The 24,725-nt window shown below is 72.8% G+C and carries 20 protein-coding genes; 9 read left to right on the forward strand and 11 right to left on the reverse strand.

Going from position 1 to position 24,725, the window contains the following annotated elements:
• Positions 1-18: 18 nt before the first annotated feature.
• Entirely contained in the window at positions 19-1,719 is a 1,701-nt protein-coding gene (locus tag AOQ37_RS23450; RefSeq protein WP_062646621.1) for a P-loop NTPase family protein, read from the forward strand.
• A gap of 507 nt (positions 1,720-2,226) precedes the next feature.
• Here the strand turns inward: AOQ37_RS23450 and AOQ37_RS23455 are convergent.
• Positions 2,227-3,726: an SCO1417 family PLP biosynthesis transcription factor gene (locus AOQ37_RS23455; protein ID WP_062646622.1), complete on the reverse strand. Its 1,500-nt coding sequence runs from the start codon at positions 3,724-3,726 to the stop codon at positions 2,227-2,229.
• Positions 3,727-3,825: 99 nt separating this feature from the next.
• On the opposite strand from AOQ37_RS23455, the gene yczE reads away from it, so the two are divergent.
• The 4 genes from yczE to AOQ37_RS23475 all read left to right on the forward strand — a co-directional run bounded on the left by yczE (position 3,826) and on the right by AOQ37_RS23475 (position 7,346).
• Complete coding sequence (yczE, locus tag AOQ37_RS23460; protein WP_062646623.1) at positions 3,826-4,512, forward strand: membrane protein YczE; 687 nt, start codon at positions 3,826-3,828, stop codon at positions 4,510-4,512.
• Complete coding sequence (locus AOQ37_RS23465; protein ID WP_062646624.1) at positions 4,509-5,276, forward strand: glycerophosphodiester phosphodiesterase family protein; 768 nt, start codon at positions 4,509-4,511, stop codon at positions 5,274-5,276. The genes yczE and AOQ37_RS23465 overlap by 4 nt, the downstream gene beginning before the upstream one ends.
• Before the next feature lie 52 nt (positions 5,277-5,328).
• Positions 5,329-6,693, forward strand: a complete 1,365-nt coding sequence (locus AOQ37_RS23470) for an MFS transporter (protein ID WP_062646625.1) — start codon at positions 5,329-5,331, stop codon at positions 6,691-6,693.
• A gap of 278 nt (positions 6,694-6,971) precedes the next feature.
• On the forward strand, positions 6,972-7,346 hold the full coding sequence (locus tag AOQ37_RS23475) for an RNA polymerase-binding protein RbpA (RefSeq protein ID WP_020128921.1): 375 nt from the start codon (positions 6,972-6,974) through the stop codon (positions 7,344-7,346).
• Between the two features lie 408 nt (positions 7,347-7,754).
• Here the strand turns inward: AOQ37_RS23475 and fxsA are convergent, their stop codons facing one another.
• From fxsA to AOQ37_RS23495, 4 genes are all read right to left on the reverse strand, one after another.
• Positions 7,755-8,282 (reverse strand): FxsA family membrane protein, encoded by a 528-nt coding sequence (gene fxsA / locus AOQ37_RS23480; protein WP_062646626.1) that lies wholly within the window; start codon positions 8,280-8,282, stop codon positions 7,755-7,757.
• A 46-nt stretch (positions 8,283-8,328) separates the two neighbouring features.
• Positions 8,329-9,165, reverse strand: a complete 837-nt coding sequence (locus AOQ37_RS23485) for a polyprenol monophosphomannose synthase (protein ID WP_062646627.1) — start codon at positions 9,163-9,165, stop codon at positions 8,329-8,331.
• Positions 9,166-9,823: 658 nt separating this feature from the next.
• Positions 9,824-11,449 (reverse strand): amidohydrolase, encoded by a 1,626-nt coding sequence (locus AOQ37_RS23490; protein ID WP_062646628.1) that lies wholly within the window; start codon positions 11,447-11,449, stop codon positions 9,824-9,826.
• A 207-nt stretch (positions 11,450-11,656) separates the two neighbouring features.
• Entirely contained in the window at positions 11,657-12,097 is a 441-nt protein-coding gene (locus AOQ37_RS23495; protein WP_062646629.1) for an Lrp/AsnC family transcriptional regulator, read from the reverse strand.
• A 277-nt stretch (positions 12,098-12,374) separates the two neighbouring features.
• On the opposite strand from AOQ37_RS23495, the gene AOQ37_RS23500 reads away from it, so the two are divergent.
• Positions 12,375-12,830, forward strand: coding sequence for a hypothetical protein (locus AOQ37_RS23500; RefSeq protein WP_062646630.1), 456 nt, complete (start codon positions 12,375-12,377; stop codon positions 12,828-12,830).
• Between the two features lie 961 nt (positions 12,831-13,791).
• Here the strand turns inward: AOQ37_RS23500 and AOQ37_RS23505 are convergent.
• The gene (locus AOQ37_RS23505; protein ID WP_062646631.1) at positions 13,792-14,967 is read right to left on the reverse strand and encodes an acyl-CoA dehydrogenase family protein; all 1,176 of its coding nucleotides are present in this window, start codon (positions 14,965-14,967) and stop codon (positions 13,792-13,794) included.
• A 228-nt stretch (positions 14,968-15,195) separates the two neighbouring features.
• Here AOQ37_RS23505 and AOQ37_RS23510 point away from each other — a divergent pair, with 228 nt between their 5' ends.
• Entirely contained in the window at positions 15,196-16,467 is a 1,272-nt protein-coding gene (locus tag AOQ37_RS23510) for a glycoside hydrolase family 18 protein (RefSeq protein WP_062646632.1), read from the forward strand.
• A gap of 123 nt (positions 16,468-16,590) precedes the next feature.
• Here AOQ37_RS23510 and AOQ37_RS23515 read toward each other — a convergent pair whose 3' ends face one another.
• From AOQ37_RS23515 to AOQ37_RS23520, 3 genes are all read right to left on the reverse strand, one after another.
• The gene (locus AOQ37_RS23515; RefSeq protein WP_078890325.1) at positions 16,591-17,250 is read right to left on the reverse strand and encodes a TetR/AcrR family transcriptional regulator; all 660 of its coding nucleotides are present in this window, start codon (positions 17,248-17,250) and stop codon (positions 16,591-16,593) included.
• Positions 17,251-17,324: 74 nt separating this feature from the next.
• Positions 17,325-17,471 (reverse strand): SCO1431 family membrane protein, encoded by a 147-nt coding sequence (locus AOQ37_RS39990; RefSeq protein ID WP_107085278.1) that lies wholly within the window; start codon positions 17,469-17,471, stop codon positions 17,325-17,327.
• 102 nt (positions 17,472-17,573) lie between these two features.
• Positions 17,574-18,941 carry a C39 family peptidase gene (locus tag AOQ37_RS23520; protein WP_062646633.1) on the reverse strand — a complete coding sequence of 456 codons (1,368 nt, stop codon included), beginning with the start codon at positions 18,939-18,941 and terminating at the stop codon, positions 17,574-17,576.
• A 211-nt stretch (positions 18,942-19,152) separates the two neighbouring features.
• Between AOQ37_RS23520 and AOQ37_RS23525 the strand changes: the two genes are divergently transcribed.
• Positions 19,153-19,785 carry a uridine kinase family protein gene (locus AOQ37_RS23525; protein WP_078890326.1) on the forward strand — a complete coding sequence of 211 codons (633 nt, stop codon included), beginning with the start codon at positions 19,153-19,155 and terminating at the stop codon, positions 19,783-19,785.
• Positions 19,786-20,223: 438 nt separating this feature from the next.
• Positions 20,224-22,089 (forward strand): AAA family ATPase, encoded by a 1,866-nt coding sequence (locus tag AOQ37_RS23530; RefSeq protein WP_062646635.1) that lies wholly within the window; start codon positions 20,224-20,226, stop codon positions 22,087-22,089.
• 20 nt (positions 22,090-22,109) lie between these two features.
• On the opposite strand, the gene AOQ37_RS23535 is transcribed toward AOQ37_RS23530, so the two are convergent.
• Entirely contained in the window at positions 22,110-23,234 is a 1,125-nt protein-coding gene (locus AOQ37_RS23535; protein WP_062646636.1) for a hemolysin family protein, read from the reverse strand.
• Positions 23,231-24,556 carry a hemolysin family protein gene (locus AOQ37_RS23540; RefSeq protein WP_062646637.1) on the reverse strand — a complete coding sequence of 442 codons (1,326 nt, stop codon included), beginning with the start codon at positions 24,554-24,556 and terminating at the stop codon, positions 23,231-23,233. The genes AOQ37_RS23535 and AOQ37_RS23540 overlap by 4 nt, the downstream gene beginning before the upstream one ends.
• Positions 24,557-24,725: the final 169 nt, after the last annotated feature.

The following is a 24,725-nucleotide window of genomic DNA, read 5'->3' on the forward strand; positions in this document are numbered from 1 at the left end:
ACCTCACAGGAGACAGCAGTGGCCAGGCGCCCCCTTCCCAGCATCCTGAGCACAGGCAGCGCGCAGATCGCCCGGGGCCGGGAGCTGGCCCGGACGGCGGCCGACAGTGCCACCGATGTCCTCCATCCGCTGATCACGATCACCCGCGGACTGCGCCGGCTGGCCTCGGCCGGGCGGCGCAGGTGGGCCGAGACCCCCAAGGACAGGCGCGGACCGCTGCTGTTCCTGGCGGCCTCGTTGATCCTGGTCGTGGTGCTGGTGCCGTACGGCCCGCTGCTCGCCGTCGTCACCCTGATGGCGGCAGCGGCCTGGCAGGGCAGGGACCGCACCCCACCGGCTCCCGACGGCCCCGACGAGTCGCAGATCCAGCGACTCCAGGTGCTGTACGAGGCCCTGGTCCCGTACTTCTCGACGGCCGACGACCCCGCTCCCCTCTATGCCCACGGCGGCGACTGGGAGACCGTCTTCCCGACGCAGGAGTTCGACGACTCGGGCCGCGTGGCCCGCCTCGTGATCCGCTACCCCGCGTTCTTCCCGGACGGAGAGGCCGCCCCACGCGCCCGGATCGAGCAGCTGCTCGCCGCGAAGTCCGGCCGTGGCCGCGAGTACCTCTTCGTCTGGGACGAAGAGGGCAACGAACTCACCCTCAGTGTCCTCACCCCCCTCCCCACCGATTTCTCGGCCCAGCGCTTCGTCACCGCTCCCGGCGAGACGGTCCTGGGCTTCACCGACCCCTCCCGGGTCCAGCGCACGCTCCCCCTCGCCCACGGCGAGGACCGGCGCGACGTACCGCCGGTCGTCTGGCGCACCGGCATCCGTTCCACCGAGCCGCATCTGCTGGCGGTCGGCCAGCCCGGCAGCGGCACCTCCACCCTGCTGCGCTCCATCGCCCTCCAGGCCCTGCGGCACGGCGAGGTCCTGGTGATCGAGGGCGGCGGCACCGGCGAGTACGCCTGCCTCACCGGCCGCGACGGCGTCCTGGGCGTCGAGGTCGGACTGGCCGGGGCGCTGGCCGCCCTGGAGTGGGCGGTGCAGGAGACGGAGCGCCGGCTCGTCGCCGCCAACGACGCCCGGCAGGCGGGCGACCCGCCACCGGACGACACCAAGCACCCGCTGTGGATCCTCGTGGACCGCCCCACCGCCTTCACCCACCTGGCCGACACGGACGGCCACAAGGATCCGCAGTCCCTCCTCCAGGTCCCCCTCCGGCACGGCCGCGCGGTCGGGGTCACGGTGGTGGTGGCCGAGCAGTTCGACGCCCTGGACTCCCTGAGCGACGCCGTACGGCAGCACACCCGCGCGCGGGTCGCGCTGGGGCCCGCGTCGAGGGAACAGCTGGAGGCGGTCCTCGGCGCACCCCCGCACACCACGCCCGTCGACCACACGCCGCCGGGCCGCGGCTACGCCCGGCTCGGATCGGGGCCGGTGCACCGGCTCCAGGTGCCGGCGACCCCGGACCCGTACGACGACGCGACGAGCGACGCGCATCGGCAGGCGGTGCTGGACCTCCTGCCGCCGCGTTCCCTGCCGTCGGACACGGAGACACTGCCGCCGGTACCGGTCGAGGTCGTGCTCACCAAGCCCGCGGACGCGGACGGCGGTCACCCGGACGCCGTGGACACCGTGGACACGAAGCCCGCGGACACCGACGCCGACGCCGCGGACGCGGCCGCCGCCGACCCGGTGCGCGCGGAGCAGGTGTCGAGCGCGGGCGGCTGACCGCCCCCGCCCGACAGCGCCGCCCCACGCCACCGGGCGTGATCCACCGGACTGACACCAGGCGGTGACGCGGGGCCGACAGGGCCCGCTCCGGTTCGCTCCGGTTCGCTCCGGCCAGCCGGTGCCGACCGGAGTGACCTCCGGGCGTTGTCCGCGGGGTCCGCTGGCCCGCTCCGGACAGCGGGTGCCGATCGGACTGACCTCCGGGCAGTGACCGCAGGGGCCGCGTGGCCCGCGCCGGACAGCCGGAGCAAGCCGGCCGGACTGGCTCCAGGCTGTGTCCGCAGGGCCGGCATGGCCCGCTCCCGTTCGCTCCGGTCAACTCCGGACAGCCGGAACCGGCCGGACCGACTCCAAGCGGTGACGCAGGGGCCGCACGGACCGCTCCGGACAGCCGGAACCGGCCGGACTGGCCCTCCGGCCGGACTGGCTCCAGGCGGTATTTTCAGGGGCCGCGGGGCCGCTCCGGGTCGCTCCGGACGGCCGGTGCCGGTGTGCGGGCCCGGCCTAGGCGACGAACGTGCGCGGCCCCTCGGTGCCCGCCGTCCCCCCGCTCTCCACGATCCGGGCGGCGGACGCCAGCCGGGACGCCGCCTCCTCCGCCACCGCGCCGCCGACGGTGAACGGCAGCCGCACATAGCCCTCGAAGGCGCCGTCGACGCCGAACCGCGGCCCGGACGGCACCCGCAGGCCCACCCGCTCCCCCGCCTCGGCGAGCCGGGACCCGGAGAGGCCCCCGGCCCGCACCCACAGCGTCAGCCCACCCTTGGGCACCGAGAACTCCCACTCCGGCAGCTCCCGGCGCACGGCCGCGACCAGGTCGTCCCGATTCTCCCGGGCCTGGAGGCGGCGCAGTTCGACGGCCTGCGCCCAGCCGCCGGTGCTGAACAGCCAGTTCACCGCCAACTGCTCCAGCACCGGTGTGCCCAGGTCGGCGTAGGCGCGCGCGGCGACGAGGCTGCGGATGACGTCCGGCGCCGCCCGCACCCAGCCGATGCGCATCCCGGCCCAGAAGGCCTTGCTCGCCGACCCCACCGTGATCACCGTCGACCCCGCGGGGTCGAAGCCGCAGACCGGCCGGGGCATCTCGACGTCGTCGTCGAGCCACAGCTCGCTCATGGTCTCGTCGGCGACCAGCACGGTCCCGGCGGAACGGGCCGCCTCCACGAGCCGGCGCCGCTGGTCCTCGTCGGCGAGCGCGCCGGTCGGGTTGTGGAAGTCCGCGACGACATACGCGATGCGCGGCGCGGCCTCGCGCAGGACCTGGCGCCAGCGGTCCATGTCCCACCCGGCGAGCCCCTCGGCCATCGCGACGGGAACGAGACGGGCACCGGCCTCGCGCATCAGCTGGAGGATGTTGGCGTAGGAGGGCGACTCGACGGCGATCCGCTCGCCGCGGCCGCCGAACAGATGGCAGATGGCGTCGATGGCCCCCATCGCGCCGGTGGTGACCATGATCTGCTCGGGCATCGTCGGGATCCCGCGCGCGGTGTACCGCTCGGCGATCATCGCCCGCAGCGCGGGCAGCCCGGCCGGGTAGTCGCCGTGGGTGTGGGCGTACGGCGGCAGTTCCTCCAGCGCACCGCGCACCGCGCGGGTGAGCCAGGGCTCGGGCGCGGGCAGCGCCGCGCAGCCCAGGTCGATGATCGAACCGAGGGCCTCGGGGGGCAGCGGCTCCAGCCCGCGCGCCGGGACCGGGTTGCCCGCCGGGACGGCCGTCCAACTGCCCGCCCCGCGCCGGGACTCCAGGAACCCCTCGGCGCGCAACGCCTCGTAGGCGGCGGCGACGGTCGTACGGCTCACGGACAGGGCCAGGGCCAGTTCCCGTTCGGCGGGCAGGCGTGCGGCGACCGGCACACGGCCCTCCAGCACGAGCAGCCGGACGCCGTCGGCGAGCGCCCGGTAGGCCGGCGGCCGGCGTGATCCGGGGCCGGCCGGGCGGTCCTGCTGGGACTTGAGCAGCCGCGCGAGCTGGGCGGCCCCCACCGCCGAGGTCCACTGCGCCATGATTACCAGTCCACCTTCCCGGAATTGGCCATGGATGGCCTGGGCTTCCAAGCCACAGAGTGTCACGGGTCAGGCCACTACCACCACCAGGGGGACCCCTTGTCCGAGCCGTCACCGCAGGAGACACCCCCGCGGGAGCCGAACGGCCACCTCACCCGCCGACTGGTCCAGCTCTACGCCGGTCTCGCGCTGTACGGCGCCAGCTCCGCCCTCCTCGTGCGGGCCGGCCTCGGCCTCGAACCCTGGAACGTGCTGCACGAGGGCCTCGCCGAACTCACCGGCCTGACGATCGGCGTCGTGTCGATCGTGGTGGGCGCCGCGGTACTGCTGCTGTGGATCCCGCTGCGCCAGCGGCCGGGCCTCGGCACGGTCTCCAACGTCTTCGTCGTCGGCCTGGCGATGGACGGCACACTCGCGTACGTCCCCGACGCCCACGGGCTCGCGGTCCAGGTGCCGCTGCTGCTCGCCGGGATCGTCCTGAACGGGGCGGCCACCGGCCTCTACATCGAGGCCCGCTTCGGGCCGGGGCCGCGCGACGGGCTGATGACGGGACTGCACCGGCGTACCGGGCGTTCGATCCGGCTGATGCGCACGGCGGTGGAGGTGTCGGTCGTGGTGACCGGATTCGCGCTCGGCGGCACCATCGGCGTCGGCACCCTGCTCTACGCGGTGGCGATCGGTCCGCTCGCCCAGCTCTTCCTGCGGATGTTCGCCGTTCCCGCTGCATCGGGCGGCAGCACGGTCGTTGCCGCCGGGACACCCCGGGGAGCCATACTGCGTCCGTGAGCAGCCTCGTGACCCACCCGTATCTCGACCATCCCCGGCCCATCCCGTTCGCGCACCGCGGCGGGGCCGCGGACGGTCTGGAGAACACCACGACGCAGTTCCGGCGTGCCGTCGAGGCGGGCTACCGCTATATCGAGACCGATGTGCACGCGACGCGGGACGGCAAGCTCGTCGCCTTCCACGACGCGACGCTGGACCGGGTGACCGACGGCGCGGGCCGGATAGCGGACCTCCTCTGGTCGGACGTACGGCACGCGCGCGTGGCGGGCAAGGAGCCCGTGCCACTCTTCGAGGAGCTGCTGGAGACCTTCCCCGAGGTGCGGTGGAACGTCGATCTCAAGGCGGAGCCCGCGCTGCACCCCTTGCTCAACCTGATAGCACGCACCGGCGCGTGGGACCGGGTCTGCGTCGGCTCGTTCTCGGAGGCGCGGGTGGTGCGGGCCCAGCGGCTGGCCGGACCACGCCTGGCGACCTCGTACGGCACCCGCGGTGTGCTCAACCTTCGACTGCGGTCCTGGGGTGTGCCGGCGGCCCTGCGCCGCTCGGCGATCGCCGCGCAGGTGCCCGAGAGCCAGTCGGGCATACAGGTCGTGGACCACCGCTTCCTGCGGGCCGCCCACGCGCGCGGGCTCCAGGTCCACGTGTGGACGATCAACGATGCCGATCGGATGCACCGGCTCCTGGACCTGGGGGTCGATGGCATCATGACCGATCACATCGACACGTTGCGCGAGGTCATGGAGGACCGCGGCGTCTGGGTCTGACCCCGGGCCCGCCGCCCGCGCGCGGCTGCGGCAGCGGGAAGCGAGGGCACGGGTGGACATCGACACCGTGCGGACGACGGCGTCCGACGCGGCCGCCGAACGGCGGCGCGAACAGCGCGGCTGGTACTTCTACGACTGGGCGTGCTCCGTCTACTCGACGAGCGTGCTCACCGTGTTCCTCGGCCCGTACCTGACCTCGGTCGCCAAGCGGGCGGCGGACGCCGAGGGATACGTGCATCCGCTGGGCGTCCCGGTGCGGGCGGGTTCCTTCTTCGCGTACTCGGTGTCCCTGTCGGTGATCGTGGCCGTGCTGGTGATGCCCCTGGTCGGGGCGGCGGCCGACCGCAGCGGCCGCAAGAAGCCCCTGCTGGGCGCCGCCGCCTACGTGGGCGCCGCGGCCACGACCGGCATGTTCTTCCTGGGCGGCGACCGCTATCTGCTGGGCGGCGCGCTGCTGATCGTGGCGAACGCGGCCCAGTCCGTGGCGATGATGCTCTACAACTCCTATCTGCCGCAGATCGCCCCGCCCGAGGAACGCGACGCGGTCTCCTCCCGGGGCTGGGCCTTCGGCTACGCGGCGGGTTCGCTGGTCCTGGTCGTCAATCTGGTGCTCTACCTCGCCCACGACTCGTTCGGTGTCTCCGAGTCGATGGCCGTGCGGATCTGCCTGGCCTCGGCGGGCCTGTGGTGGGGCGGCTTCACGCTGATCCCGCTGCTGCGGCTGCGCGACCGGCCTGCCTCCGTCCGCGAGGCGGCCGCCGGACCGGCCCGCACGGCTCCCGGGCTGCGCCAGCTCGCGGCGACGGTCCGCGACATGCGGCGCCACCCGCTGACCCTCGCCTTCCTTCTCGCGTACCTGATCTACAACGACGGCATCCAGACCGTGATCTCTCAGGCCTCGGTCTACGGCTCCGAGGAGCTGGGCCTCGGCCAGTCCACCCTGATCGGCGCCGTCCTGCTGGTGCAGGTGCTGGCCGTGGCGGGAGCGCTCGGGATGGGGCGGCTGGCCCGGACGTACGGCGCGAAGCGCACCATCCTCGGCTCGCTCGCCGCCTGGACGCTCACCCTGGGCGCCGGGTACTTCCTGCCCTCCGGGGCGCCGGTCGGGTTCTTCCTGCTGGCGGCCGCGATCGGCCTGGTCCTCGGCGGCAGCCAGGCGCTGTCCCGCTCCCTCTTCTCCCACCTGGTCCCGCCCGGCAAGGAGGCCGAGTACTTCTCGGCGTACGAGATGAGCGACCGCGGCATGAGCTGGCTCGGCCCGCTCCTGTTCGGGGTGACCTACCAGCTGACCGGAAGCTACCGGGACGCGATCATCTCGCTGGTGGTCTTCTTCGTCGTGGGGTTCCTGCTGCTCGCGCGGGTACCGGTACGGCAGGCGATCGGCGACGCGGGGAACCCGGTGCCCGAGAAGATTTAGCGCTCAAGGCCAAAGGGCGGTAGTGTACGCGTTTGGCCTGCCAGGCGTACCGTTACTGCGCGTCAAAGATGCCGAAACGCTAGGTGACATCTCCTTTCAGATGTGACAAACCGGGCGCCGGTGGGTACTGCACTGGTTGACAAGACTGCGGCTACGACGGCGACGCATGACCCGGAACGGGACTCCGAACGGGAATCTTTACCGCCGACCGGACGTTGACCGGATGACGACGACAGCGACACCTGTCCTGTGGGCGACAAGCCCGGGAGGCACGATTCATGAGTGAGCGAGCTCTTCGCGGCACGCGCCTCGTGGTGACCAGCTACGAGACGGACCGCGGCATCGACCTGGCCCCGCGCCAGGCCGTGGAGTACGCATGCGAGAAGGGGCACCGGTTTGAGATGCCCTTCTCGGTCGAGGCGGAGATTCCGCCGGAGTGGGAGTGCAAGGTCTGTGGAGCCCCTGCACTCCTCGTGGACGGCGACGGCCCTGAGGAGAAGAAGGCCAAGCCCGCGCGTACGCATTGGGACATGCTGATGGAGCGGCGGACCCGCGAGGAACTGGAAGAGGTCCTCGAAGAGCGGCTCGCCGTTCTGCGGTCCGGGGCGATGAACCTTGCGGTGCATCCCCGCGACAGCCGTAAAAGCGCATAGCCCTACGGGGCTGTGACTGCTTCACAGCACAAGACGACGACCGCGGGCGCCGTACGTATCTCACGTACGGCGCCCGCGGTCGTCGTGCTGTGCCCTGCCGCCCCGTGCCGCCCCTTCGGCCGCTGCCCACCGGGCGGTCGGCCGAGGGGCAGTCGCGCGGGACGGTCGGAACGGGGCCCCTGCCCGATACGCGAAGGCCCTGCCCCACCCGGGCGCACGGCGGTCGGCCGGCGCGGAGCCCCGGGATCACCGCTCGTCCCGGAGGAGGGATCACCGCCCCCTCCCGGGAGAGGTCACCGCTCCCTCCTGGGAGAGGTCACCGGTCGTCCCTGGGAGAGGTCACCGCTCCCTCCTGGGAGAGGTCACCGGTCGTCCCTGGGAGAGGTCACCGCCCCCTCCTGGGAGAGGTCACCGGTCGTCCCTGATGACCTCGCCCTGCACCACCTTGCCGTCGGGGCGGTGGATGCGGGCCTGCTGGAAGGCGTCCCCCAGGGTGCCGGGCGTGGCCGCGGCCGCCCTGAGCTTGCGCTCCCCGTAGCCGCTGACCGCCTTCTGGACCGGCGGGAGCAGCAGGAGCAGACCGACCACGTCGGAGGCCAGGCCCGGAATCATCAGGAACAGGCCACCGAGCATCATCAGGCCGTTGCCGCCGCGGCGGGGGGCCGAGCCGCGCTGGAGCGCCTCGTTCAGGTTCTGGAAGGCCCGGCGGCCCGCCCGCTTGATGACCACGCCGCCCAGCACGAACCCGGCGACGAGGAGCAGCAGGACCACCAGCCCGCTCGTCGCGCCCGCGACCACGGTGAGCAGCCAGATCTCCAGCACCAGCCATGCGGCGAGCGCCAGCGGCAGGAACGTCCGCAGCCGGGAGCGGCGGGGCCGGACGGGGGGCTGCTGGGCGGATGTCCGGTAGGCGGGGGTCGGAGAGCCAGTCGTCATGCCTCCAGTGTGCCCGGACCAGGCTCAGAGCGGCATAAGGGGACGATCAGCTGTCGCTGTGGGACTTCGAGGGCTCCTGCGGCCGGTCCGGCTGGTCGCCGCCGCGGCCCGTGATCTTGCCGACCCGCTCGCCCACACCCCAGGCCGTGACCCGCCACAACGCCTCGACGAGGATGTCCCGGCTCATCTTGGAGTCGCCGTGCTCGCGCTCGACGAAGGTGATGGGGACCTCGATGACGTGGAAACCGGCCTTGACGGCACGACGGGCGAGGTCGACCTGGAAGCAGTAGCCCTGCGAGGCGACCTCCTCCAGGCCGAGGCCCTCCAGCGTCTCGCGGCGGAACGCGCGGTAGCCGCCGGTGATGTCGCGCAGCGGCAGGTCGAGGGCGAGGCGGGAGTAGAGGCTGCCGCCGCGCGAGATGACCTCACGGGACCTGGGCCAGTTCACCACCCGGCCGCCCGGCACCCAGCGGGAGCCCAGGACGAGGTCGGCGCCCTTGAGCGCGGTGAGCAGGCGGGGCAGTTCCTCGGGCTGGTGGGAGCCGTCGGCGTCCATCTCGATCAGCACGCCGTAGCCGTTCTCCAGACCCCAGCGGAAGCCCGCGAGATAGGCGGCGCCGAGGCCCTCCTTGCCCTTGCGGTGCAGGACCTGGACCTGGTCGTCACCGACGGCCAGTTCGTCGGCGAGCTTGCCGGTGCCGTCGGGGCTGTTGTCGTCGGCCACGAGGACGTGCGCCTCGGGGACGGCCTTGCGCACCCGGCCGACGATGCTCTTGATGTTCTCCGCCTCGTTGTAGGTCGGGATGATCACCAAGGCCGTGCCGAGCGGACCGAACCGCCTCCCCCGGTCCTGTGCCGCGAGGGTCCCGTCGCCGTCGTTCACTACTGCCCCTTCAAGTCCGTACGCAGGGGACCACCATAGTGGCCGCCGCCTGCGCCGACGTGACGGGACGTACGTACGGTGGTGTCGAATCCGCGTGAGCGGGGTAACAACGTACCTTTGGGCTTGTATGTACGCCCCTACCCCACAGGGGTGAGCGCAAGCGGGCGGGGTGAACGAGCCGCGGTCGCGGACCTGCCGCCGAGAGGGGATCCGCGCGGATACGGGACCCGCAGCGGATGCGGATGCGGGACCTGCTGCGGATGGGGGCCCGGCGCTCTTCGGGCCGGCCCGGGACCCGCTGGCTGCGGGTCGACCGAAAGCCGTTGTCTACTGAGCGCCCGGGCCCCATCCGGGTCACACCTCCCCGACCGGCCGGAACGTTCCCTCGCTGCGGCGCGGGCGCTGAGCCTGGCTGCCAGTGGCGGTGCGCCGGTGCGGCTCACCGTCCCTGACCCAGCGGCGCCGCGGCGAGTGCGCGGGCGTTCCCCGGGCGGGGCGTCCGGTGGTGGACTCCGCCGAACCTACCGGCCCCCCGCCATCGGCTGTCAACAGCGGCTTGACCTGCGAATCTTCCGTCAAAGCCCAGGTCAGCGGGGACAAGGCACCAGGTGTATGTCGGCGGGCGGACGGGTGATCTTCACGGGGGCGACCCGGGAGATCACTCGCTCGGCCGCAGGAACACGGTCCGGCCGCCCACCACCGTACGCAGGCACACCGGCAGCTCGCCGCCGGGGGTCAGGTCCGGCAGTCCGGGGGTGCCGGAGCGGGGGTCGGTGGACCAGCGGGCGACGCGGTCGTCGGGGGCCTGGACGACCAGTTCGTCGGTGCGCCAGACCGCGTAGTCGGCGGGTGCGCCCGGGACCAGGACGCCCGCGTCGTCCCGGCCGATCGCGCGCCAGCCGCCGCGCGTGTGGGCCGTGAACGCGGCGCGGGCGGACACCCGGTGCTCGGGGGTGCGGTGGAAGGCGGCGGCGCGGACCGTGCCCCAGGGGTCGAGGGGGGTGACCGGGCTGTCGGAGCCGAAGGCGAGCGGGACGCCCGCGCGCAGCAGGGCCGCGAAGGGGTTCAGGGTGCGGGCCCGCTCCACGCCCAGCCGCTGGGCGTACATGCCCTCCTCGCCGCCCCACAGGGCGTCGAAGGCGGGCTGGACGGAGGCGGTGAGGCCGAGCTCGGCGAAGGCGGCGATCGTCTCGGGCGTGAGCATCTCGACGTGTTCGACGCGGTGGCGGGCGGCGCGGATCCGGGCGAGGCCGACCTTCTCCGCGGCGGCGCGCACCCCCTCGACGACGGCGGTCACGGCGGCGTCGCCGATGGCGTGGAAGCCCGCCTGGAGACCGGCCTCGGTGCAGACCGTCACGTGGTCGGCGACATCGGCGGCGTCCAGGTAGGCGGTGCCGGTGTGGCCCGCGTCGGTGTAGGAGGCGTGCAGACAGGCGGTGTGGGAGCCGAGGGCGCCGTCGACGAACAGGTCCCCGGCGGCGCCGAGCGCGCCCAGCTCCCGGGCCTTGTCGACATCGCGCTCGGCCCAGTAGCCGACGACCCGGGGGCCGGGCTCCTCGGCGGCGAGGCGCAGCAGGTCCGTGAAGTCGTCCTCGGAGGAGATCTCGGGGCCCCCGCACTCGTGGACCGAGCCGATCCCGAGCGAGGCGGCGTGCGCGAGGGCGGCCCGCTGCGCCTCGGCGCGCCGGGCGGGCGTCACGGCTGCGAACGCGGCGGCGCGGACCGCGTGGTGGGCGTCGCGGGTGAGCGGTCCGCCGTCCGGGCCGTCCGCGAAGCCCGGTGCGGAGCGGACGCCGGGGGCCCTTTCCAGCAGGGCGGTGGTGACCGCGGCGGAGTGGACGTCGATCCGGCTGAGGTAGAGCGGCCGACCGCCGGCCGCCTCGTCCAGTTCGTCCCGTCGGGGCGGGCGGCCCTCCGGCCAGCGGGAGGCGTCCCAACCGTGCCCCAGCAGGACCTGGTCCCGCGGCCGGGCCGCCGCGAAGGCCCGTACCAGGTCGAGGGCGGCCGCCAGGGAGGGGGCGGCGGAGAGGTCGAGACCGGTGAGCGCGAGGCCGGTGGACGTGGTGTGCACATGGGCGTCGGTGAACGCCGGGGTGACCAGGGCGCCGTCCAGGTCGACCACCTCGTCGACGCCGTCCGCGAAGGCGTCGGCGGCGCCTTCGGAGCCGACCCAGGCGACCTGGCCGCGTTCGACGACCATCGCGGTCGCGAACGGGTCGGCGGGGCTGTGTACCTCTCCTCGGCGGAGCAGGACGGTCTGGGGCTCGGCGGTGCGCTCACTCATGGGGAACAGTCTCGCGCCTCACCCCTGCCTCCCGGCACGGGCCCCCTCGGATCTCCGTCGGATGTCACTCGGGTCGCCGTCGGACACCCCTCGGATCTCCGTCGCGGCCGACGCCCCTCGGGTCGCCGTCGGACGGCCCTCGGAGCGCTGTCGGGTCCCGCTCCGGTGCGGATCGGTTCAGATCCGGGGCGGGCGGTGCGGATCGCTTCAGATCCGGGGCGGGCGGGCCTCGTACGGGGTGGAGAGCACGACCGTCGTGCGCGTCGACACTCCGGCGAGCGCGCGGAGCCGCCCGAGCAGCTCCTCCAGTTCGAGCGGGGTGGCCACGCGCACCTTGAGGATGTAGTTCTCGTCACCGGCCACGCTGTGGCAGGCCTCGATCTCCGGTACACCGGCCAGCCGTTCGGCGATGTCGTCGGGGGCGCTGGGGTCGAACGGTTTCACCGAGATGAAGGCGGTGAGGGGCAGCCCGACGGCATCGGAGTCGACGACGGCCGCGTATCCGCGGATGACACCGCGCTGTTCCAGCCGGCGCACGCGTTGGTGCACGGCCGAGGTGGACAGGCCCGTGGCCTTGCCCAGGTCGGTGTAACTCATCCGCCCGTCCTTGACGAGCAGCTGCACGATTTGCCGGTCCAGCTCCTCCATGACGCAAGAACTTACCGTGCGTGTGATCTCCGCGTATACCTATGCAGCCCAGGTCATAGCCGGTTTGTGATGTGGCCGGGAGCGGGTGGCGGCCGGGCACGGGATGTGCGGGGACTCGACCGACGTACGAGGCACCTGCAAGCGGCATGTGACGAATGCCACAGCACTCGTCAACTCTTCGTGATGTCCTCGTGATTACCGCCGAGACGGGGCGGGAAGTGCTTGCTGTGGTCGAGGCCGCAGTGCCTTCACGGCCCAGCCCGAGGGGGAGAATCCCATGCAGAGTCTTAAGCGCCCTGGTCGCACCGCGCCCAAGCGGCTCCAGTCCGTCGTCGAGCCCGAGCCGGAGGGCGTCGAACCCTTCGACGCCGACGGCTTCGACGGCGACGACGCCGAGCACTTCGACGCGTACGACACCTTCGAGATGTACCGGGTGATCTGCCCGGACTGCGCGCAGCCCATCGCGCTGCTGGCGGACGAGGAGGTCCTGCCGGAGCACGCGCTGTGCGCCTCGCCGTGGAACCCCTTCGGGCTCACGGTCTGCGCCGGGACGGGACGGGGGGCCTCCGAGGCCCGGCCCGCGGACGAGTCCGTGGAGCTCCAGGAGCAGGACACCGCGCTGCTGTTGACGCTCCCTCAGGGGCTGGACTGGCGCACGCAGCCCTTCTCGCACGTCGGCGGCCCGGGCTCACGCCCGATGCGCGTGCCGACGATGCGCCGCCTGGCCGCCTGAGCGCCGCTTCCGCGGCCGCCCCACCGGCTCGGTTCCCGTAGCTGCCCCGCACCATGGCCGGCAGGTCGCCGTGGTGCGGGATCAGCACGTCCGGAGCCGCGGGGAGGGGCCGGTCGCGGACGAAGCCGCGCGTCCGGCGCCCGTGGGACCTGCCCTCGAAGCGCGGCAACGTGCGTGCGCGGCACCGGATATGACGCCTCGCCAGGCCCTGCCGCTGATCGAGCCTGCGTAACCTGCCGGACGCGGGCCTACCTGCCGGACACGGGTCGGCCAGCCGGACGCAGGCCCCCGGCCCGGCACAGGCCGCACCCGCGCCAGGGGCACGCCCCGCGGACGCGGGCCCACCGACCGGACGCAGGCAGGACCACCAGCCGAAAACGGGTTCACCGACCCGACGGTGCCCCCCCCGGCCGGGCACGGGCCGCACCCGCGCCAGGGGCATGCCCCGCGGACGCGGGCCCCCGGCCGGACGCAGGTCTACCGGGCCCGACGCGGGTCCCCCGACCGGACGCAGGCCCCGGCCGGACGCAGGCCTACCGGCCCGACGCGGGTCCCCCGACCGGACGCAAGTTCTCGGGCCGGACAGGGGTACGCCGACCGGACAAGGGTCCGCCGACCGGACGGAGGGCCACCAGCCGGCCACAGTGCGCACCCGCGCCGGGGGGCACTCACCGAACTCACGCTCGACCGTGCCTGCCGGTGACCTGTCCGGCGGCTTCGCGTTGCCCTGGTATGACCCCCACCCAGTCAGTCGCGCCCGGGCGTCACCGCCAGCTCTTCGTCCCCGTGCGTCCGGAACATGTTCGGGGAGAATCGGTTCCGCTGGCTCCGCCGCCCCCGCAGGACCCGCCCATCTACCGCGATCTGCTGCGCACCTGGGCCGACCGGGGCCGCACCCTGCCGGGGCGCCACGATCCCGAGTGGGTACGGCTGGCGGCCCCGCAGGTGCGGCCCGGGCAGTTCAGCGGGTTTCCGGACCCAGCAGGTGACGGGCGATGACCATCCGCTGGATCTGGTTCGTGCCCTCGACGATCTGAAGCGCCTTGGCCTCGCGCAGGTAGCGCTCGACGGGGAAGTCGGCGGAGTAGCCGTACCCTCCGAGGACCTGGACGGCGTCGGTGGTGACCCGCATGGCCGCGTCGGTGCAGTGGAGTTTGGCCATGGCCGCCTGCGGGGCGAACGGCCGTCCCTCGTCCCGGCGCCGCGCGGCCGCCAGACACAGGGCCCGGCCGGCCTCGATCCGGGTCGCCATGTCGGCGAGCAGGAAGCGCAGCCCCTGGAAGTCGGCGATCGGCCGCCCGAACTGCCGTCGCCGGCTCGCCCAGGCGACGGCCTCGTCGAGCGCGGCCTGCGCGAGCCCGACCGCGCAGGCCGCGATGCCGAGCCGCCCCGACTCCAGCGCGGCCAGGGCGATCGCGAAGCCCCGGCCCTCGTCGCCGACACGCCGGGCGTCGGGGATCCGTACCCCGTCGAGGTGCACCTGGGCCGTGGGTGAGCCCTTCAGCCCCATCTTGCGCTCGGGAGCGGCGACACTCAGCCCCGCCGCGTCACCGGGCACCAGGAACGCGGTGATCCCCGAGGCGCCCGCGCCGCCGGTACGGGCCAGGACGGTGTAGAAGTCGGCGAGGCCCGCGTGGGTGATCCAGGCCTTGGTACCGGTGATCACCCAGTCGCCGTCGCCCTCCCGTACCGCCCTGGTCCGCAGCGAGGCCGCGTCGGAGCCGGAGGACGGCTCGGAGAGGCAGTACGCGCCGAGCTGCCCGCCGCCGAGCATGGCGGGCAGGTGCGCGGCGCGCTGCGCGTCCGTGCCGTGTTCGGCGAGCGCGTACGAGGCCAGCGTGTGGACGCTGACCCCCAGGCCCACCGTGAGGCGGGCCGAGGCCAGCTCCTCGAGGACCTGGAGGTACACCTCGTAGGGCTGGTCACCGCCGCCGTACGCGGAGTCGTACGGCAGACCGAGCAACCCCGACGCGGACAACAGGGTGAACAGTTCGCGCGGGAAGCGTCCGGCTTCCTCCTCCTCGGCAGCGGCCGGAACGATCTCGCGCCGGGCGATGTCCCGCACCAGCGTCACGAGTTCCCGGGCCTCGGGCGTGGGCAGGGAACGGTCCACCGGGGACGGCGCACGCTCGGGCATGGCGGCTTCCTCCTCCCGGACCGACCAGCGGCTCCGCGCTGTGAGTATGCCCGCGGGACACCGCCCCCGCACGGGCGGACGGCCGACGGGACGCGGGGACGGGCCGTCGGCCGATTGGTACGAACCATTGACCGAAGTGGTCTAGTCCTCCTACCGTTTCTCCGACGCTTTCCCGCGTTCATGCCAATCGGCGTGCGATCCCCTCCCGGCCCTGCGAGGAGACACCCGATGCCCGTCCCGTCCCGCCCCCGCGCCCGGTTCCGGACGCTGCTGTCCGCCGCCTGTTGCGCCGCGCTCGGCGCCGCCCTGCTCGCCGGCGCCGGCACCGCGACCGCCGGCGAACCCCGCCCCGCCGACTCCCACGCCACCCGCTCCAAGGTCGTGGGCTACTTCACCGACTGGGGCATCTACGACCGCCAGTACTACGTCAAGAACATCGAGACGTCCGGCTCGGCGGACCGGCTCACCCACATCAACTACGCCTTCGGCAACGTCACCGACGGCAAGTGCGCTCTCGGCGACTCCTGGGCCGACACCGACCGTCCCTTCTCCGCCCAGGAGTCGGTGGACGGTGTCGCCGACACGGCGGACCAGTCGCTCAACGGCAACTTCAACCAGCTGCGCAAGCTGAAGAAGCTGCACCCGGGCCTCAAGGTCATCTGGTCGTTCGGCGGCTGGAGTTGGTCGGGCGGCTTCGGCGAGGCGGCCAAGGACCCGGCAGCCTTCGCCCGTTCCTGCCACGACCTGGTCGAGAACTCCCGGTGGGCGGACGTCTTCGACGGCATCGACATCGACTGGGAGTACCCGAACGCCTGCGGGCTCACCTGCGACACCAGCGGTCGCGAGGCCTTCCGGGACGTCATGAAGGCGCTGCGCGCGAAGTTCGGCAAGCGCGAGCTGGTCACGGCGGCGATCACCGCGGACGCGACCTCCGGCGGCAGGATCGACGCGGCCGACTACGGGGGCGCCGCGAGGTACGTGGACTGGTACAACCCGATGACGTACGACTACTTCGGCACCTGGGCGGCCACCGGTCCGACGGCACCGCACTCCCCGCTGACCTCGTACCCGGGCATCCCGCAGCAGGGCTACGACACGTCCGCCACGATCGCGAAGCTCAAGAGCCTGGGCATCCCGTCCCGGAAGCTGCTGCTCGGCATCGGCTTCTACGGACGCGGCTGGACCGGCGTCACCCAGGCGAAGCCGGGCGGCACGGCCACCGGGCCCGCGGCGGGCACGTACGAGGCCGGGAACGAGGACTACAAGGTCCTCAAGGTCAAGTGCCCGCCGACCGGCACCGTGGGCGGCACCGCCTACGCCAAGTGCGGGAACGACTGGTGGAGTTACGACACCCCCTCGACCATCGCGACGAAGATGAAGTACAAGTCCAGGCAGGGGCTGGGCGGGACGTTCTTCTGGGAGCTGAGCGGGGACACGGCCGACGGCGAGCTGATCCACGCGATCACTCGGCCCGGCCCCGAACGGCCCGGCTCCCACTAGCCCGGCGCCGAGCGGCCCGGCTCCGACCGACCCCGGCGCCGACCAGCCCGGTCCATGGGGCATCCGGGGCGGAGGACCACGAGCCTCCGCCCCCGGTGCGTCCGCCGCGCGTTCGCCCGGGCGTCAGTCCTCGCGGCGGGCCGGTTCCGGAGCCGCGAAGGCGGGGTCGAGTTCCTCGATGGCGCGCAGACAGCCGCCCAGGGTCTTCACCAGCAGATCGCCCATGACCTCGCGGGAGAGCCCGGGGCGGGCGATCCACTCCAGGGTGGCGCCCTCGACGCTGCACACCCAGGCGAGCAGGCCCATGCGGGGCAGGGCCGGGATGTCGCTCCTGCCGTACGCGCCCTCGGCGATGGTCGCCACGATCGCCGCGCGCACGCCGTCCCGGATGGCGTGCACCTCGGCGTCGAAGCCGACGCCGCCGCTGACGATCGTGCGGTACGCGGCCTGGTTGTGCTCGGCGTAGCGCAGATAGCTGTCGACGGTACGGTGCACCCGGTCCACCTGGGGCAGGTCGTGACCGCTCGCCGCGAAGGTGACCAGGTCGGCGACGGAGTCCTGGATGATCGCCAGGTAATAGCCGCGCTTGGACTGGAAGTAGTAGTAGATCAGCCCCTTGGCGACATGCGCCTGCCGGGCGATGTCGTCCATCGAGAGCGCGTCGTAGGACGTGTCGGCGAACAACTTCCGCCCGATGGAGATGAGTTCGGCGCGGCGCGCCAGTGAGCGCTCGGTGCCGCGCGCCCGGGGACGGGCAACTTCGCGCTGTTCACTGATATTCAATTTCGACCCTGGTCTCGGGCGGTCGGCGGGACATCCGCAGTATGTCAGGTCAACCGTGCGTCAGGACACGCCCGTCAGAGCAGGCCGAGCTGGGTGACCAGCATCGCGATGACCGCGACGAGGACCCAGCCCATGACGTGCTCGACGACCTTCGGGCCGTCGGTCTCGGGCCCGCCCGTGCGGGTGCGACGGGCGGTGGCGGTGGCTGTCTGTGCGGTCATGGTGTCTCGCTGAGGTCGACGTACGGGTGACTCCCCCCACCGGCTCCCCCACCGATCCGTCCACCTTGCCACCCGTCGCGGCTTTTGCGGCGGAGACCTTGCTCACACGGGGACGCCCACCGCCGTGAGGGCCTTGCACTGGTGGGCCGTGGGGCGCGCCGGGAAGTAGAGGTAGCAGACGCCTCCGGTGCCGGACGCGACCTTGCCGCTCGCGTTGTACCGCTTGGTCCTGAGCCAGATGTTCTCGAACTCGCGCCGCCGGTACACGCGCCGCACCGCCGCGTCGTCCGCCGAGAACGGGTCGTTGGCGATCACATCGCCCTCGGCCGTGAAGCCGATCACGGTCATCAGGTGCCCGGAGGTGCCGTATCCCGCGCCCGTGAGCTCCTTCTCGAGGAACGACTGGGACGTTATGGCCGGGATTCCCGCGGCGATCAGCGTCTCCAGATCGGTGAGCGAGCGGAGCCGGGTGACCACGCCCTGGAGATCCTCGAAGGTGGCGGCGTAGGCGGCGTTGAACGGCCAGTTGCCGCAGCCTCCGTACTGGTGGTCGTAGGTGTACCTGGCGGCGTGGCAGACCTGCGGGTCGGCGTAGGACGGATCGACCCACGCCAGCTGCTCGGCGGTGAGCCGCCCGCCCCAGTACTCGATGATCATCTGCGAGGAGGTGGGACTGCACCAGGCCTCGCCCCCGCTGTCGTACTCGGGGTACTGGCCCCGGTGGATCTCCTGCGAGTACCGCGGGACGGTCAGCTCCTGCGCGAGGCCGGGCACGGAGGCCGGGACGGTGAACCGGTCCGGGACGTCGGAGCCCATCACCCCCAGCCGCCACACGGTCGGGGTGAGCCGGGTGCCGGGGCGGCGGTACAGCGTGAGGCGGAGCCGGCAGGAGGCGAGGCGCAGGCCGGTCGAGGCGTCGTCGATCGCGAAGGTGTCGGTCCAGACGGTGCTCCTGCCGTCGCTCTGGTCGTCGACCGAGGTGCGCTTGATGTCCTGGTCGCCGGAGGCCCAGCGACCCATCACGTACCAGGGGGTGTCCGTGCCGTCGGAGTACGTGCCCTTCAGCTCGACCTGGAGCCAGGTGCCGGCCGGGGTGCCCGCGTTCCAGGAGGCGATCACCTCCGTCGAGGGGACGGCGAGCTTCTGCACCGGGGACGTCCAGGTCGCGTACTCCCAGGTGGCCGTGACCTCGGTGTGCGGGTCGGTGTAGTCGACGGTGCCGAGCGGGGCGGCGACGGCGACGCCCGGGCGCGGGCCCGCCACGGCGCGGGTGCCCTTGGCGGTGCCCGCGCGCCAGTCGGCGTACGTGGTCCAGGAGCGGTGGTCGACGGTCCGGGCGGGGGCCGACCCGGCGGCCGCGGTGTCCGCCGCTTCGGCGGCCGCGGCGGCCGGGGCCGAGCCCCCTGCCACGGCGGCGGCGACCGCGGCGGCGAGGACCGTTCTGCGGGACGGCTGTTCGGCTCTGCTCATGAGCGGAAGACCCCCAGGGTGTCTGCGCGGCTGTGCGCCAACTATGGACGGAGCGGGGCCCGCCTTCCAGCACTTCCGGCCGTGCCACGCCACCAATATTGGTCTGGGCCACTGGCAGGGCGAGCCGCCGTAGAATTTCGCGCCGTACGACGTCCCCCTCCTCGCCCCCATCGGCCACGCTCCCAGCCCCCCTTCCTCCCCCACTCCCCCCATAGGACTCGCCATCCGCCAGCTCGCCTCCCTCCTACGCCGTCTGCCGCCGTCCTGTGGGCCGGTACGGCTGATCGGTGTCGACGGGCACGCCGGCTCGGGGAAGTCCACGCTGGCCGGAAAGCTGGCCGCGGCGCTGGACGGGGCGCCGGTGCTGCGGCTCGACGACATCGCCAGCCACGAGGAGCTGTTCGGCTGGACCGGGCGGCTGCTGACCCAGGTGATCGAGCCGTTCGAACGCGGCGAGACCGCGCACTACGCCCCCTACGACTGGCGCGCCCGCCGGTTCGGCCCGCCGCGGCCGCTGCCCGCGGCCCCGGTCGTCCTGGTCGAGGGGGTCGGCGCCGGGCGCCGCGCCCTGCGGCCGTTCCTGGCGTGTCTGCTGTGGATGGACCTGCCGTCCGAGGAGGCCTGGGCACGCGGTCGGTCCCGGGACGGGGAGGAACAGCGGGAGTTCTGGGACGGGTGGGTCGCGGCCGAGATCCGTCACTTCGCAGACGATCCTTCGCGCCCCCATGCCGCCCTGTTGGTACGGCAGTTGAGCCAGGGATACGAGGTGCTGCCGGGGCCCGCGGGAGACCTTGGACCGCACCAGGATGTCACCCAACGTGACGGACCACCCGCGATGTGGTGAAGGTGTGAAGGGCCCTCCGCGCCAACTTCGCCGACTGCCTCAACTGTGCTTGACCGACAGCCCGTACAGGACTTACGTTCTGAATGTGCGGCTATCGCAGCCGCCCTCGGACGCGAAGCCCCCGGTTGTTCCCCCGTGATCGGGGGCTTCGTTCTGTCCTCATCCCGCCCACCGCCCCGAATCCGGACGCGCCACGGCTCGATCCGCTCACCCAGGGTCACCGCGCGGGATGCGCCCCGTCCGCTCCCACCTCGCCGAACGGCCTGTGCGGCACCCTACGGCGAGCGCCTCCCACGCAGGTACGATGCCCTCGGTGCGACCTGGGCGACTGCCTCGCGCACCTTGCAACTCCGGTCCGCGGCACAGCGGTTCGACCAAGGCAGCCGAAGGGCCAAGCCCGGCGGCACACCGACGGGGGCACGGTTTGTGGGGGACGTGATGGACTTCGGCACGCAGGGCCCCGACGCCCCGGCCGACCTGGCCTGGCTGCGAGGCGTGGACGCCTACACGATGGGCGCCTATCCGCAGGCGGAGGACGAGTTCCGCACCGCGGTGCGGATCGATCCCGGGATGGCCGACGGCTGGCTCGGACTGCACGCGCTGCGCGTCGACACGACGACCGCGCTGCTCAGGATGTTCCGGCACCGCGAGCGCTTCGGCGAGCAGCGGACCCGGCACCGCCGCACCCTCAACTCCTGGTACTGGCTGGGCTGGTGGGTGCAACCGGTGCTGGAGAGTCCGCGCGACCTGCTGCTGGCGCACGCCTCGCACTGGCTGGACGGGCGCCATGTGCCCGAGCTGGACCGGGCGCTCGCCGGGCTGCCCCCCGTCGACACCGATCACCAGGTCCGCTTCCTGCACGCCTGCCGCGCCTATCTGGTCAAGGACTGGGAGCAGCTGGTCCGGCACACCGACCCGCTGCTCGACGACCCCCTGCTCGGCATCGAGGCGGGCCTGTTCGGCGGGATGGCACGGGTCCGGCTGGAGATGTACGGACAGGCCGAGCCGCTGCTGTCCTCGGCGCTGATGCGCTGCCGCAGTGAGCAGCCGCAGCGCAAGGAGCTGCGCTACTGGCTGGCCCGGGCGCACGAGGGGACGGGCCGTTCGGCGGCCGCTCTCCCCCTGTACCGGGCGGTGCACCGCGTCGACGCCGCCTTCATGGACACCTCGGCCCGGCTCGCCGCGATCGCCGAGGGCGACGGATACGACGATCCCGCGGACTTCGCCGCGATCACCCTCACCGGGGTAGGGCAGGACATGGTGGACGGCCCGGAGGGCTTCGACCCGCTGTTCGGCACCGAGGGCCGCGATCTGCGGCTCACCGAGCCCTCCGACCTGCCGCCCGTCGTGCCGGTGCCGTCGGTGACCGACCCGGCGGTGCGGGAGAAGAGCGTCATCTCCTCGTCGTCGCTGCCTGCCGGGCCCACCGATCCCGCGTTACTCGAGGAGGCGCTCGCCGAGCTGGAACGCATGGTCGGCCTCGAACCGGTGAAACGCCAGGTCAAAGCCTTGTCCGCGCAGCTCAACATGGCGCGGCTGCGGACCGGCCAGGGCCTTCCGGTCCAGCCGCCGAAGCGGCACTTCGTCTTCTCCGGTCCTTCCGGCACCGGCAAGACCACGGTGGCCCGTATCCTCGGCCGGGTCTTCTACGCCCTCGGTCTGCTGGGCGGCGACCATCTCGTGGAGGCCCAGCGGGCCGACCTGGTCGGCGAGTACCTCGGCCAGACGGCTGTGAAGGCCAACGAGCTGATCGACTCCGCCCTCGGCGGTGTGCTCTTCGTCGACGAGGCGTACTCGCTGTCGAACTCCGGTTACGGCAAGGGCGACGCGTACGGCGACGAGGCGCTTCAGGTGCTGCTGAAGCGGGCCGAGGACAACCGCGACCACCTGGTGGTGATCCTGGCCGGCTATCCGGAGGGCATGGACCGTCTGCTGGCCGCCAACCCGGGGCTGTCCTCCCGCTTCACGACCCGGGTCGACTTCCCGTCCTACCGGCCCCTGGAGCTCACCTCCATCGGCGAGGTGCTGGCCGCGGAGAACGGTGACGGATGGGACGAGGAGGCCCTGGACGAGCTGCGGTCCATCGCGGGGCACGTCGTGGACCAGGGGTGGATCGACGAACTGGGCAACGGGCGGTTCCTGCGGACCCTGTACGAGAAGAGCTGCGCCTACCGGGATCTGCGACTGTCGACCTGTCCGGGCGGGCTGACCCGGGACGACCTGGCGACCCTGCGGCTGCCGGATCTGATGCAGGCGTACGGGGAGGTGCTGTCGGGGCGGGGGCCGCAGGATCCGGCGGTGTGACGGATCCCGCGGCTCCGCGGTCAGCTCGCCAGCGCTTCCTCCGGGGACGGGGGACCGCCCTGCTCGAGCGGGGCCGACACCTTGGGGGAACTCCCCCTCGGCTCCGTCAGCCGGATCCCGGGGACCTCCCGGTGCGCGGGGTCGGTGACCTCGCCCACCAGCAGCTCCAGCACATCCTCCAGGGCGACCAGGCCGAGGACCCGGCCGGACGCGTCGGCCACCTGCGCCAGGTGGGTCGCCGCCCGGCGCATCACCGTCAGCGCGTCGTCCAGCGGCAGTTCGGAGCGGAGCGTCGTCATCGGCCGCCAGACCTGCTGCGGCACCGCCCGCTCGGAGTCCTCCAGGTCGAGGACGTCCTTCACGTGCAGATAGCCCATGAAGGCGCCCTTCCCCGCGGCCACCGGGAAGCGGGAGTAGCCGGTACGGGCGGTCAGCTCGACGATCTCGCCGGGGGTGACCGACGGGCTGACCGTCACCAGGGACTCGCGCTTCAGCAACACGTCCGTCACCGGGCGGGAGCCCAGCTCCAGCGCGTCCTCCAGCCGTTCCTGCTCCTCGGGGTCGAGAAGGCCGGCCTGGCCGGAGTCCTCCAGGAGGCGGTTGAGCTGTTCGCTGGTGACGACGGCCTCGACCTCGTCCCTGGGCTCCACGTGGAAGAGCCGCAGGATGCCCCGGGCGCAGGCGCCGAGGGCCACCGTGATCGGCCGGCAGACCCGGGCGAAGGCGACCAGGCCGGGGCTGAGCCACAGCGCGGCCTTCTCGGGGGCCGCCATGGCGAGGTTCTTCGGGACCATCTCGCCGATGACGAGGTGGAAGAAGACCACGGCCGCGAGGGCCACCACATAACCCAGCGGGTGGATCATGCCGTGCGGGAGGTGGACCGCCTCCAGCACCGGCTCCAGCAGGTGGGCGACCGTCGGTTCGGCGACCGCGCCCAGGGTGAGGGAGCAGACGGTGATGCCGAACTGGGCGGCCGCCATCATCTGGGGCAGGCGTTCCAGACCGTAGAGGACCTGCCGGGCCCGTGCGGTGCCCAGTGGCTCGATCTGGCTGCGGCGGACGGAGACGAGCGCGAACTCGGCGCCGACGAAGAATCCGTTGGCGAGCACGAGCAGCGCGGCGAAGAGAAGCTGGAAGGCGCTCATCGGGTGACCTCCACGACCTGGCCGGTCCGCACCAGGCGGACCCGCTCGGCGCGGTAGTGGCCGACCCGGCGCACGGAGACCCGCCAGCCGGGCAGTTCGGCCCGGTCGCCGACGGCCGGGATCCGGCCGAGCAGATCGGCGACCAGGCCGGCGACCGTCTCGTACGGGCCCTCGGGGACCGCCAGGCCTATGCGCTGGAGGGTGTCCACACGGCAGCTGCCGTCCACGTCCCAGGCGGGCCTGCCCTCCTCCGGCGGCGCGGCGGCGAGTTCGGGCGTGTCATGGCCGTCGTGCTCGTCGCGGACCTCGCCGACGATCTCCTCGACGATGTCCTCCAGGGTGACCACACCGGCCGTGCCGCCGTACTCGTCGACGACGACGGCGATGGGCTGCTCGCTGCGCAGCCTGGCCAGCAGCGGCTTGACCGGGAGGGTTTCCGGGACCAGCAGCGCGGGGCGGGAGATACGGCCGAGCGGGGTACGCAGCCGGTCGTGGACCGGGACCGCCAGGGCGTCCTTGAGGTGGACCATGCCGACGATCTCGTCGATCCTCTCGCGGTAGACGGGGAACCGGGACAGGCCGGTGGCGCGGGTCAGGTTGACCACGTCCTCGGCGGTGGCCGACGACTGGAGGGCGCTCACCTTCACCCGCGGTGTCATGACGTGCTGGGCGGTGAGCTCGGCCAGCGACAGGGTACGGACGAAGAGGTCGGCCGTGTCCTGTTCGAGCGCCCCGGCCTGGGCCGAGTGACGGGCCAGTGAGACGAGTTCACCGGGGGTCCGCGCGGAGGCGAGCTCCGCGGTGGGTTCGATGCCCAGGGCGCGCACCAGCCGGTTGGCGCAGGTGTTGAGCGCCGCGATCACCGGCCGGAAGAGGCGGGAGAAGCCGGCCTGCGGGCCCGCGACGAAGCGCGCGACCTGGAGGGGCCTGGACACCGCCCAGTTCTTGGGCACGAGCTCGCCGATCACCATCTGCACGGCGGAGGCCAGCAGCATGCCGACGACCACGGCGACGCCGGGGACGGCACCGGCGGGGACGCCGATCGCGGTGAACGGGCCGTGCAGCAGCTCGGCCAGCGCCGGTTCGGCGAGCATGCCGACGACGAGGGAGGTGATGGTGATGCCGAGCTGGGTGCCGGAGAGCTGGAAGGACAGTTCCTTCAGCGACTCGACGACCGTGCGGGCTCGTCTGTCGCCCTCGGCGGCGGCCTTCTCGGCGTCCGGTCGCTCGACCGTGATGAGGCCGAACTCCGCGGCCACGAAGAAGCCGTTGGCGAGGATGAGCAGGAACGCGGCTGCCAGGAGCAGCAGGGGGATGGTCATGTTGCCGCCGCCTCCGACATATGTCGGACAGGGGCGGCGCAGGTACTACAGGACGAACCGTCCATCGCCGGAGGGAGTCACTCCTCGGGTAGCAGGAACCCCTGTGCACCCGGCTGGGAGCCACAGGGGTGGAGACGCAAGGGGAACGCCTCCGTCACCAGATTAATCA

Source organism: Streptomyces maremycinicus, from assembly GCF_001184025.1.
Classification (GTDB): domain Bacteria; phylum Actinomycetota; class Actinomycetes; order Streptomycetales; family Streptomycetaceae; genus Streptomyces; species Streptomyces maremycinicus.